General features: G+C 67.4%; 11 protein-coding genes. 9 read left to right on the top strand and 2 right to left on the bottom strand.

Features of this window, described 5'->3' with window-relative positions; translation table 11 throughout:
- Nucleotides 1–83: 83 nt before the first annotated feature.
- The gene (locus tag BP05_RS00180; RefSeq protein ID WP_496359264.1) at nucleotides 84–1,382 is read left to right on the top strand and encodes a metal-dependent hydrolase family protein; all 1,299 of its coding nucleotides are present in this window, start codon (nucleotides 84–86) and stop codon (nucleotides 1,380–1,382) included.
- A complete protein-coding gene (locus BP05_RS00175) occupies nucleotides 1,379–1,636 on the top strand; it encodes a SemiSWEET transporter (protein WP_496359262.1) in 258 nt (85 codons plus the stop codon). The genes BP05_RS00180 and BP05_RS00175 overlap by 4 nt, the downstream gene beginning before the upstream one ends.
- Here BP05_RS00175 and BP05_RS00170 read toward each other — a convergent pair.
- Nucleotides 1,627–2,259, bottom strand: a complete 633-nt coding sequence (locus BP05_RS00170; protein ID WP_496359260.1) for a DUF998 domain-containing protein — start codon at nucleotides 2,257–2,259, stop codon at nucleotides 1,627–1,629. The genes BP05_RS00175 and BP05_RS00170 overlap by 10 nt on opposite strands.
- Before the next feature lie 89 nt (nucleotides 2,260–2,348).
- Between BP05_RS00170 and trxA the strand changes: the two genes are divergently transcribed.
- From trxA to BP05_RS00140, 6 genes are all read left to right on the top strand, one after another.
- A complete protein-coding gene (gene trxA / locus BP05_RS00165; RefSeq protein WP_496359258.1) occupies nucleotides 2,349–3,221 on the top strand; it encodes a thioredoxin in 873 nt (290 codons plus the stop codon).
- Nucleotides 3,222–3,293: 72 nt separating this feature from the next.
- Nucleotides 3,294–3,788: a DUF4442 domain-containing protein gene (locus tag BP05_RS00160; RefSeq protein WP_496359256.1), complete on the top strand. Its 495-nt coding sequence runs from the start codon at nucleotides 3,294–3,296 to the stop codon at nucleotides 3,786–3,788.
- A gap of 183 nt (nucleotides 3,789–3,971) precedes the next feature.
- Nucleotides 3,972–5,978, top strand: coding sequence for a bifunctional serine/threonine-protein kinase/formylglycine-generating enzyme family protein (locus tag BP05_RS00155; RefSeq protein WP_496359254.1), 2,007 nt, complete (start codon nucleotides 3,972–3,974; stop codon nucleotides 5,976–5,978).
- A gap of 64 nt (nucleotides 5,979–6,042) precedes the next feature.
- Entirely contained in the window at nucleotides 6,043–6,711 is a 669-nt protein-coding gene (locus BP05_RS00150; RefSeq protein ID WP_496359252.1) for a DUF502 domain-containing protein, read from the top strand.
- Between the two features lie 128 nt (nucleotides 6,712–6,839).
- Complete coding sequence (locus BP05_RS00145; protein WP_496360578.1) at nucleotides 6,840–7,613, top strand: queuosine precursor transporter; 774 nt, start codon at nucleotides 6,840–6,842, stop codon at nucleotides 7,611–7,613.
- A 152-nt stretch (nucleotides 7,614–7,765) separates the two neighbouring features.
- Nucleotides 7,766–9,583, top strand: a complete 1,818-nt coding sequence (locus BP05_RS00140) for a DUF885 domain-containing protein (protein ID WP_496359250.1) — start codon at nucleotides 7,766–7,768, stop codon at nucleotides 9,581–9,583.
- Between the two features lie 62 nt (nucleotides 9,584–9,645).
- Here the strand turns inward: BP05_RS00140 and BP05_RS00135 are convergent, their stop codons facing one another.
- The gene (locus tag BP05_RS00135) at nucleotides 9,646–10,650 is read right to left on the bottom strand and encodes an integron integrase (RefSeq protein WP_496360576.1); all 1,005 of its coding nucleotides are present in this window, start codon (nucleotides 10,648–10,650) and stop codon (nucleotides 9,646–9,648) included.
- Between the two features lie 197 nt (nucleotides 10,651–10,847).
- Here BP05_RS00135 and BP05_RS00130 point away from each other — a divergent pair, with 197 nt between their 5' ends.
- The gene (locus tag BP05_RS00130; protein ID WP_496359248.1) at nucleotides 10,848–11,144 is read left to right on the top strand and encodes a hypothetical protein; all 297 of its coding nucleotides are present in this window, start codon (nucleotides 10,848–10,850) and stop codon (nucleotides 11,142–11,144) included.
- The last annotated feature ends 52 nt before the right edge of the window (nucleotides 11,145–11,196 follow it).

Genomic DNA, 11,196 nt, shown 5'->3' with positions numbered 1-11,196 from the left:
AACCCGCCTCGCCACGCCTGGATACTCCGGCGCCGGCCGGCCTCGTGCTTAGAATCGGCCCTTCATCCATCCGGACCTCGCCGATGACCCGTCTTGCCGTTGCTGTCCTCGTCGCCCTGGGCGCGCCCTCCCTCGCCATGGCCGCCGAGCCCGTGGCGCTGCAATGCGGAAAGCTGTTCGATGCGCGCAGCGGGCGACTCCTCGACGAGCGCACGGTGGTGGTTCGCGACGGCAAGGTCGCCGAGGTCCTGGCCGGCCGGCCCGCCGTGGCAGGGGCCAAGGTAGTCGATCTTTCGGGGCACACCTGCACGCCCGGCTGGACCGACCTGCATGTGCACCTGTCGTCCCAGAGCAGCCCGAAGTCGTACGAAGAGGAATTCCGCCTTGACGACGCGGACTTCGCCTTCCGGTCGGTGAGCTTCGCCAGGAAGACCCTGCTCGCCGGTTTCACCAGCGTGCGCGACCTGGGCGGTGAAGTGATCCCGCACCTGCGCGACGCGATCAACCAGGGACTGGTGGAGGGCCCGCGCATCTGGGCCGCGGGCACCGCGATCGGTACGACCGGCGGCCATGCCGATCCCACCAACGGCTACAACGCCGAACTCTCGCACCTGATCGGCCCGCCCGGCCCCACCGAAGGCGTGGTCAATTCCGTCGACGACGCGCGCCAGGCGGTGCGCCAGCGCTACAAGGAAGGCAGCGACGTCATCAAGATCACCGCCACCGGCGGCGTGCTCTCCTACGCCAAGTCGGCCGATGCCCCGCAGTTCACCGTCGACGAGATCAAGGCCGTCGTCGACACGGCCAAGGACTACGGCTACCGCGTCGCGGCGCACGCGCACGGCGCCGAGGGCATGAAGCGGGCCGTGCTGGGCGGAGTGACGTCCATCGAGCACGGCACCTACATGACCGACGAGATCATGGCGCTGATGAAGCAGAAGGGCACCTGGTACGTGCCCACCATTTCCGCGGGGCGCTTCGTCGCCGACAAGGCGAAGGTCGAGGGTTATTTCCCGGAGATCGTCCGCCCCAAGGCGGAGCGCGTCGGCGCACAGATCCAGGAAACCGCAGGCAAGGCCTACCGCAACGGCGTGAAGATCGCCTTCGGCACCGACATGGGCGTGGGCCCGCACGGCGACAACGCCCGCGAGTTCATCTACATGGTCGACGCGGGCATGCCCGCCGCTTATGCCTTGCAGGCCGCGACCATCAACGCCGCGCAGGTGCTGGGCGTGGACGACCAAGGCGTGGTCGAGGCCGGCAAGCGCGCGGACATCGTCGCGGTCCCGGGCAATCCGCTCGAGGACATCAAGGCCGTGCTCAACGTCGACTTCGTGATGAAGGACGGCGCCATCTACAAGCAGCCGGGCGCGGCGCCGTGACTGTTCCCGGCGAATGGGTCGGCTATGCGGGGGCCACGCTGACGACGCTGTCGTTCGTGCCGCAGGCGATCAAGACGATCCGCAGCAAGGAGACGCACGGGATCTCGGTCGGGATGTACGTGCTGTTCACCGTAGGCGTCGGCTTCTGGTTGGCCTACGGGTTCGTGCTGATGTCCTGGCCGATGATCCTTTCCAACATCGTCACGCTCGGGCTGTCGCTCACGATCCTCGCGCTGAAGCTGCGCTACGGCTGACGGCCGCGGCGCGCTACCAGCGCCCCCGCAAGAATGGCCCAGGCGAACCACAGCGCCACCGCCAACCGCTGCGCGATGCCGGCGGAGACCACGCCGGGCAGCACGATCGCCAGTAAGGGCGTCGCGAATGCCGCGGCCAGGGTCGTCGTCGCCATGGCCCGCCAACTCGGCGCGCGGCGCATTCCGACGCCGAACAGGACCCCGCCCGCAACGAACGCGATCAGCCAGACCATCCACGCGGCCGCGTGGCGGCTGCTGCGGACGCCCTCCAGGTCGCTGGCATCCAGCGGCAACAACCCCTGCACCGCGAACACAAGCGCGGCAATCAGCAGCAACTGCGCACCAATGCGCGCGGACCAGCGCAGCGCGCGCGGATCGCCGGAGCCGGCAAGCCGCCTGCGCAAGCGCACCGCGACCGATGCGACCAGCGCGCCCGGCAGCACGAACGCAAGCAGGTTGAACGCCAGCGCGTGCGACACGGGTGCCGCGCCAAGCAACGCCAGTGGATGCTGGGAATGCGAATAGCCGTCGACCCGCGCCCCGAAGCCGATGGCAGATACGGCGAAAAGCACGGTCGCCAACACGGCCGCGTGGCGGAGTAATGCGGAGGCCAAGGCTTTCATGCGCGCCATGCTAGCGTGGCCCGCGGCGCTTGTATCCGCGCGCCCGCGCCCCCATCTCGCCGCTAATTCCGTCCGGCCGCTTCCTGATGATGACCACCGACACCGCCAAGCCCCATGTCTTCGACGCCACTGCGGCCACCTTCGAAGCCGACGTCCTGCAGCGTTCGGTCGATACGCCCGTGCTGGTCGACTTCTGGGCCGAATGGTGCGGTCCGTGCAAGCAGCTTGGCCCCGTGCTGGAGAAGCTCGCCGGCGAGTACAACGGTGCGTTCTTGCTGGCCAAGGTCGACGTGGACAAGGAGCAGGAACTGGCAGGGGCCTTCCAGGTGCGCTCGATCCCGACCGTGTTCCTGGTCCGGGGCGGCCAGCTGGTCGACGGCTTCCCCGGCGTCATGCCCGAGGGCCAGCTGCGCGAATTCCTCAAGCACCACGGCATCGAGCCCGCTGCGGCCACGGACGATGTCGGCGGCGAGGCCGAACTGCCACCGGCCGATCCGCATGCCGAAGTCGTACGCCTGCGCGCCGAAGTCGCCGCCAGTCCCGACAATGACAACGCCAAGCTCGACCTGGCCCTGGCGCTGTTGAAGACCGGCGCCGCGCGCGAGGCCGAACAGCTGCTCGACGCGCTGCCGGCCAACCTGGCGCACGACGACCGCGCGGTCCGCGCGCGTACGCGCCTGGGCTTCGCCGCCCTGCTGGACAACGCACCGCCCGCGGATGTGCTGGAAGCCGCGATCGCCAGCAACCCCGACGACCTGCGCGCCCGCCACCTGCTCGGCGTGCAGCGCATCGTCGCCGGCGACGCGCAGGCGGGCCTGGAGCAGTTCCTCGAAATGCTGCGGCGCGACCGCAATTACGAGGAAGGATTGCCGCGCAAGTCGCTGATCGATGCATTCCGCATCATCGAAGACGAAGACCTGGTCGGCGCCTACCGGCGGAAGATGTCGTCGCTGCTGTTCTAGGGCTTCCGGGGGCTTGACTGTACGCTTGCGTATGGCGAAGCTGCCGCCGCCCTCCCCGCGGCGCCTCCCGCAATGAAGAGCAGCTTCAGTCCCGGCACGCTGCGCCGGATCCTCAACCTGTGGCCGCCGTTCCTGTTCAACGGCATCCACGTCGACGCCATCGCCGCCGACTGGCGCAGCGCCAGCGTCGAGTTGCGCGCCCGTCCCTGGAACCGCAACTACGTCGGCGTCCATTTCGGCGGCAACCTGTTCGCGATGACCGATCCGTTCTGGATGCTGCTGACCATGCACGCGCTGGGCCGCGACTACATCGTCTGGGACCAGGCCGGCGCCATCGAATTCCTCAAGCCCGGGCGCGGCGTAGTGCGCGCGAGCTTCCAGCTCGATGATGCCGTGCTCGCCCAGTTGCGCCACGCGACCGCGAACGGCGCCAAGTACCTGCACTGGTTCGAGACCGATGTCGTGGATGCCTCCGGCGAGGTGGTCGCGCGCGTGCGCAAGCAGCTCTACGTGCGGCGCAAGCGTCACGGCTCCGCGCGCGAAGCCGGGCCGCGGCTGGCGGCGTAAGGGCAGCTGGCGCGAGGCGCGAGCCTTCGTGAACAGCATGAACAGGCTCGGCCCCGCGCGCCTGCCGGCAATAGTCGATCCCGATCACAATCCCGGCCACCATCCAGACAGCCACGCCGCGTGCGCAATGCGTACACGCGGTTGCCGCAGGGTATGCTTGCCGGGCCACAGGGGGCGCGAGACATGGCTGAAGAGCCGAGACACGACGATGGAACGCCGTTGCCGGAGATCGCCGGCTATCGACTGCTGCGCGTAATCAATCACGGCGGCATGTCGACCGTGTACCTTGCACGCCAGCACTCGCTGGGCCGCGACGTCGCGATCAAGATCATGTCGCCGCAAGCGCTGGCGGACGAGACCAGCCGGCGCCGATTCGAGAACGAAGTGCGCACCATCGCCCGACTCGAGCATCCGCACGTCGTGCGCATCCACGAAGTCGGCCGCACGGTCGACGGGCTCCCCTACTACGCAATGCCCTACATGGCGCGCGGCCACCTGGGCCAGCGCGACTACACCAAGAGCGAACGCCGCACCGTCGAAATCGCCAACATCCTGCTCTCGGTCCTGGGTTATGCGCACGCGCGCAACATCGTGCATCGCGACGTCAAGGCGGAAAACGTCCTCTTCGACGACTCCGACCGCCCGCTGCTGGCCGACTTCGGCATCGCCCTGCGCAAGGACTGGGGCGGCGTGCGCATGACCGGCACCGGCCTCGCGGTCGGCAGCACGGCCTACATGGCGCCGGAACAGGCGCGCGGCGAAATCGTCGACGGCCGCGCCGACCTGTATGCGCTGGGCGTGCTGATCTGGGAAATGCTGACGGGCCACCTGCCGTTCGAAGCGCCCGATGCCCTGTCGATGGCGGTGATGCACGCGCAGGACCCGATCCCGAAGCTGCCGGCGCACCTCGCGCACTGGCAGAACTTCATGAACCGCGCCCTGGCCAAGCAACCCTCGCAGCGTTTCGAGGATGCCGCGCAGATGCGTGCCGGGATCGAATCGGTCACCCAGCGCAGTTTCATGCCGGCGCTGCGCGATCGCCTGCAGCGGCTCGCGCCCCTGCAGCAGTACGCGAAGCCGATCTGGGCCGTCTGCGTGCTGCTCGCCTTCATCGGCGTCGGCGTACTCGGCGCCGAATACCTCTCGCGCCGCCGCGTTGCGGAAAACTACCCGGGCGAAAACGCCGATGCCGCCACCATCGCGGCGCACAACGAAGTCACCACGGCGATGCTCAAGCCGCTGCAGGACTCGCCGGCACGCCAGGCGATCGACACCGCACGCAGGCGCATCGCGGCCGGGCAACTGACCTCGCCGCTGGACGCGAACGCCTACACCAGCGTGCTCGAGGCGTGGAATGCCGACGGCACCAACGCCGAAGTGATCGCCGTGGTCGAGGAGCTCACCGACGCGTTCGCCAACGCCATCGCCGCGCAGATCGGCGAGCGCAACGACGCCCGCGCACGCGAAATCCACGCCATGGCGGTCGCGCTGGCACAACAGACCGGCACGGTGAATTCGGCCGCCTACCTGCGCTTGCGCGCCCGGACCCAAGCCGCGGTGAAGACGCGCTTCGAGGCCGCGGCCAAACGCTACGATCGCGAGGAAGCGCAACGCACGGCGCAACTGGTCGCCGATTTTGGCCTGTCACCGCAACTGGGCGCGGCGTTCGCCAGTCGCGCGGCCAAGCTCCCGCAGGTGGGCGCGGTGCTGCCCGACGGCGGCGTGCTCCGCGCCAGCACTGCGGGCGCGGTGGCGGTGAACCGCCAGGCGGTGACGCGTTCGGAATACGCACGATTCGTCGAAGCCACCAGGCGCACGCCTTCGCTGTGCCGGGAGCGGGCGTCGCTGCTGCGCGTGCTGGCGCCGCGCGACTGGCGCACGCCCGGTTTCTCCCAGCGCGAAGCCGAGCCGGTGGTCTGCGTGTCGCTGCAGGATGCGGAGGCGTATGCGGGCTGGTACAGCCGCCAGACCGGGCAGCACTGGCGCCTACCGACCATGGGCGAAGCCGCCGCAACCCCGCCCCAGGCCGGCAGCCGTGCGGTATCGCTGTGGTCGCGCGACTGCTCGGCCGGGTGCGCGCACCGGATCGTCAGCGGCAAGTCCTGGCGTGCCCCAACTGCGCAGCGTCCACTGCTGGCCAATCGAGGCTACGACGACGTCGGGTTCCGGCTCGTGCGCGACCTGCAATAGTCCGGCCGCGCCGGCGCCGCAGTGGCGGCCCGGTTCCGTGGTGCCAGCGCCTACAATGCGCGCCATGACCACGCCCCGCGCCGCGCGCCCCAGCTTCCAACGTCTGTTCATCACCGGACTGCTCACCCTGCTGCCAATCTGGCTCACCTGGGTAGTGATCAAGTTCGTGTTCGTCCTGCTCTCGGACATCAGCCGGCCGGCGATCGGCCCGCTGCTGCAGGAGCTCGCCAAGCTGTCGCCGCAGGCCCTGGGCTGGGTCGCGCAGCCTTGGGTGCAGACCGCGCTGGCGCTGCTGGCGACGCTCGCGGTGATCCTGTTCTCCGGAGTGATGGCGCGGATCGTCGTCGGCCAGCGCCTGCTGCGCTGGTTCGAAGCGCTCATCCGCCGCATCCCGCTCGCCAGCACCATCTACGGCAGCGCGCGGCAATTGCTCGATATCCTGCAGACCAAGCCCGACGGCACCCAGCGCGTGGTGCTGATCGACTTCCCGCACACCGAGATGAAGACGCTCGGCTTCGTCACCAAGGTGATGCACGAGAACGGCACCGGCCGTGAGCTGGCCGCGGTGTACGTCCCGACCACGCCCAACCCGACCTCGGGCTACCTCGAGATCGTGCCGGTGGAGAAGATCACGCCCACCGACTGGACCGTCGACCAGGCAATGAGCTTCATCATCTCGGGCGGCGCGGTGTCGCCCGATACGATCCCGTTCTCGCCGCCTTCGCGCGACTGAGCCCACGCACCACCGTCCAGGCCGCGATCGCGGCGGACGGCAGCGAGTCACCACCTTCGAATACGTCTGCGCGGACTCCCCGCCCAGGAGCGCCTCTCGTGAACGACAACCTCAACGTTCCGCTCCGTATCTCTCCATCGAGCCTCCTCGACGACCGCGCGCTGCGCCTGTTCGTCATCCTGGCGGCGTTCTTCTGCGTCAACGCGGTGCTCGCCGAATTCATCGGCGTCAAGATCTTCGCCCTGGAGGACACGATCGGCATCGCGCCGCTGCAGTGGAACCTGTTCGGCCAGACCGGCTCGCTGAGCTTTACCGCCGGCACGCTGCTGTGGCCGGTGGTGTTCCTGATGACCGACGTCGTCAACGAGTTCTACGGCCGCCGCGGCGTGCGCCTGATCTCCTGGCTCGCCGCGGGCCTGATCACCTACGGCTTCCTGTTCGCCTTCGCCGCGATCTCGCTGGCCCCGGCAGGCTGGTGGGTCAAGGCGGCCGAGTCGCAGGGCGTGGCCGACTACCAGGCCGCGTTCGCCGCGGTGTTCGGCCAGGGCCTGTGGACGATCGCCGGCTCGCTCGTGGCCTTCATGCTCGGCCAACTGATCGACGTGGCGGTGTTCCACCGCATCCGCGACGTCACCGGCGAGAAGCACGTCTGGCTGCGCGCGACCGGCTCGACCGCGGTGTCGCAGCTGGTCGACAGCTTCGTGGTGCTGTACATCGCCTTCGTGCTCGGCCCGCAGCACTGGCCGATCTCACTGTTCCTGGCGGTGAGCACGGTCAACTACGCGTACAAGATGCTGGCCGCCGTGGCGATGATCCCGCTGCTGTACGTCATGCGCCAGGGCATCACCCGCTACCTGGGCGAACGACGGGCGGAGCAGTTGCGCATGGAAGCGGCGCAGTAGCCGCGCCCCTGCGTAGGCGACCGACTATCCGCAGCGGCGCGCTCGGCTTTGCCGCCGGCGACTGGCATCGTGGCGCCGCCATGACTTCCGACCGGGGCGATGACGGTGCCATTGGCTATGCTTCGGCTTCCGTCACGTGACCAGGAACCGTCATGACCCTGCGCCCGCTCGTCCTCTCCGTTGCCCTGCTGACGGCCCTCGCCGGCTGCGCAGGCACGCCCGCCACCGCCGAGGCACCGCCCGCCGCCGCGCCACAGGCGCCCGTCGCGGACAAGGCCGCGCGCCTTGAGGCGCTGTATGCGCAGTACTGGGAAGAAACGCTGAAGCTCAACCCGATCCAGGCGACGTTCCAGGGCGATCCGCGCTACAACGACCAGCTGCCGGATTTCCTCTCCGCCGAGTACCGCCGGCAGTCGCATGACTTCAACGAGCGCTGGCTGAAGGCGGTGCAGGACATCGGTCCCGACGGCCTCGATGGCCAGGCGTTGATCAGCTACGAGATCTTCGTCCGCAACGCCGAGCAGACGCGGGAGTCCGAGCAGTTCCCGGGTTGGATGCTGCCGATCGACCAGTTCAACAACATCGCTGGCTTCGCCGCCCAGTTGGGCTCGGGCAGCAGCGCGCAACCGTTCAAGACCGTCAAGGACTACGACAACTGGTTGGCCCGCGGCGCGCGCCTGCCGGTGCTGTTCGATACCGCCATCGCCAACATGCGCGAAGGCATGCAGGCTGGCGTAGTCCAACCAAAGGCACTGATGGTGAAGGTGCTGCCGCAGTTCGACGCGCTGATCAAGGACAAGCCTGAGGACACCCTGTTCTGGGCTCCGATCACGAACATGCCCAAGGACTTCTCTGCCGCCGACCGGGAGCGCCTGACCGCTGCCTACCGCGAGCAGATCGGCCAGCAGATCATGCCGGCGTACCGCAAGGTCCGCGCCTTCATCGCCGACGAGTACCTGCCGAAGACGCGGAGCACGCCCGGCATGGACGGCCTGCCCAACGGCAAGGCCTGGTATGCCTTCAACGCGCGCAACTCGACCACCACCGACAAGTCGCCCGACGAGATCCACCAGATCGGCCTGAACGAAGTCGCCCGGATCCACGGCGAGATCCGCAAGGTGATGCAGCAGGTCGGCTTCAAGGGCTCGCTGCAGGACTTCTTCAAGTTCATGCAGACCGACAAGCGCTTCAACTTCAAGAGCGAGGAAGCGCTGCTCACCTATTACCGCGGGCTGGAAGCCAAGATCAACCAGAAGATTCCCGATCAGTTCTCGCTGATCCCGAAGTCGCCGTTCGAGATCCGTCCGGTGGAACCGTTCCGCGCCAAATCCGCGGCCGGCGGCCAGTACTACCCGCCGAGCGAAGACGGTTCGCGTCCGGGCATCTTCTACGTCAATACCTACGACCTGCCCACGCGCAAGACCTGGGACGCCGAGGACCTGTACCTGCATGAAGCAATTCCGGGCCACCATTTCCAGATCGCGCTGCAGCAGGAACTGACCAACCTGCCGGCCTTCCGCCGCTTCGGCGGCGAGACCGCCTTCGCAGAAGGCTGGGGCCTGTACGCCGAATCGCTCGGCAAGGACCTGGGCGTCTACACCGATCCGTACGACTACTTCGGCTACCTGCAGAATGAGCTGTGGCGCGCCATCCGCCTGGTCGTCGATACCGGCCTGCACAGCAAGGGCTGGTCGCGCGAACAGGTGATCAAGTACATGCTCGCCAACTCCGCCGAATCGGAAACCCAGTCGACCGCGGAAGCCGAGCGCTACATGGCGATCCCGGGCCAGGCGCTGGCCTACAAGATCGGCGAACTCAAGATCCAGGAGCTGCGCCACCGTGCGGAGAAGGAACTCGGCGACAAGTTCGACATCCGTGAGTTCCACGCCGAGGTGCTGAAGGACGGCGCCGTGCCGCTGTCGGTACTGGAAGCCAAGATCGACCGCTGGATCGCGGCGAAGAAGGCGTAACCACGGCGGGACTGCCCGTAATCGCATGCGAAGGGGCCGGCCACGACCGGCCCCTTTCCTGTCTAGCGATCCAGCGGACTGACCACGCCTGCCGCACCGCGGTTCAGCACATGCGTGTAGATCTGCGTCGTCGCCACGTCCTTGTGCCCCAGCAGTTCCTGCACCGTGCGAATGTCGTAGCCCGCCTCGATCATGTGCGTGGCGAATGAATGCCGGAGCGTATGCGCCGACACCGGCTTGACGATGCCGGCGCGCCGGCAGGCCGACTTGAGCGAGCGCGACAGCGCCGCATCGTCGAAATGATGCCTGCGCTCGACATCCCCGCGTGGATCGATCGAGCGCTTCGGCGAAGGGAACACGTACTGCCAGCCGAATTCGCGTTCCGCATTCGGGTACTTGCGCGCCAGTGCATGCGGCAGGTGCACCGCGCCGTGGCCGGCCTGCAGGTCGGCCGCATGCAGCATGCGCGCGCGCTCGACTTCGCGCTGCAAGGGCTCCACCAGGGTCTTGGGCAACACGGTCCGCCGATCCTTGCCACCCTTGCCGTTGCGCACCGTGATCTCGTTGCGCGCGAAGTCCACGTCCTTCACCCGCAGCCGCAGGCACTCCATCAGCCGCAGCCCGGTGCCATACAGCAGGCTGCATAGCAGCCACGGCCGCCCGTCCAGTTGCGCGAGCAGCTCCTGCACCTCCACCCGCGACAAGACGGTAGGCAGCCGCCGCGGGCGCTTTGCCCGGGTCACGCCTTCCATCCAGGGGAGTTCGATCCCAAGCACCTCCTTGTAGAGAAACAGCAAGGCCGAAAGGGCCTGGTTCTGCGTGCTGGCAGAGACCTGCCCGTCCACCGCGAGCGACGACAGGAACTGCTCCACCTCCGCCGCGCCGAGAGCGCGGGGATGCCGCCTGCCATTGGCGAGAATGAAGCGCCGGATCCACCCCAGGTACACCACCTCGGTCCGCATGCTGTAGTGCTTCACCCGCAGCACCCGCCGGACCTCATCGAACAGTCTCGGCCCATTCCCCGACCCAGCCTCATCCGGTTCAGCGATCCGAGACCGCCACCCCATTACCGCGGATTGCAGTGCATAAAACATAGCGCCCCATCTTGTCGGATATGCGCAGCGAGGATGCCCGCTACCTTGCCGGCGGCCGGTCAGGCAAATGGTTGAGTTTGCGTAGGAATTGTTCTTGACGAAGCAATTCGCAAGACATGAATATCCCGTCCATATCCCCGCTTTTGGGGTCTACTAAGCGTTAGGCAGCAGTGAAAGATCGTCGCGACTACGAACAGGCACTTGGAATTGTCGGCACCATGATCCGCGCGTGGGACCCCTACAGCCTCATCGCCGAGGGCGCGCCCGCCGACGAGTTTGATGATCAAATTGCCAAGATCACCGCCAGGGTTCCTGACTTCTATGGCATCGACGAGATCGCTCGGGCAATCTCTGATGTGTTCTCGGCCTCATTTGGCCCGGGCAGCTTCACGCCAGTGGATTGTCTTCTTCCCGCCCAAGAGATTTTCATGGAGTTGCGTCGTGCAAAGCTGTTGCCTGCTCCCTAACAATTCATTCAAGCCGAAGCCGCTTCGCGGCTCGGCTTAATTCAGGCGTTAG

The sequence above is a fragment of the Lysobacter oryzae DSM 21044 genome (genome assembly GCF_059568595.1).
The sequence above is the reverse complement of the archived record's forward strand: the minus strand, read 5'-3'. Positions and strand labels throughout refer to the sequence as shown.

Excerpts from the sequence above, each read along its gene's own strand:
- BP05_RS00180 (WP_496359264.1), top strand. The coding sequence starts at position 84 with ATGACCCGTCTTGCCGTTGCTGTCCTCGTCGCCCTGGGCGCGCCCTCC.
- BP05_RS00170 (WP_496359260.1), bottom strand. The coding sequence starts at position 2,259 with ATGAAAGCCTTGGCCTCCGCATTACTCCGCCACGCGGCCGTGTTGGCG.
- trxA (WP_496359258.1), top strand. The coding sequence starts at position 2,349 with ATGACCACCGACACCGCCAAGCCCCATGTCTTCGACGCCACTGCGGCC.
- BP05_RS00160 (WP_496359256.1), top strand. The coding sequence starts at position 3,294 with ATGAAGAGCAGCTTCAGTCCCGGCACGCTGCGCCGGATCCTCAACCTG.
- BP05_RS00155 (WP_496359254.1), top strand. The coding sequence starts at position 3,972 with ATGGCTGAAGAGCCGAGACACGACGATGGAACGCCGTTGCCGGAGATC.
- BP05_RS00150 (WP_496359252.1), top strand. The coding sequence starts at position 6,043 with ATGACCACGCCCCGCGCCGCGCGCCCCAGCTTCCAACGTCTGTTCATC.
- BP05_RS00140 (WP_496359250.1), top strand. The coding sequence starts at position 7,766 with ATGACCCTGCGCCCGCTCGTCCTCTCCGTTGCCCTGCTGACGGCCCTC.
- BP05_RS00135 (WP_496360576.1), bottom strand. The coding sequence starts at position 10,650 with ATGGGGTGGCGGTCTCGGATCGCTGAACCGGATGAGGCTGGGTCGGGG.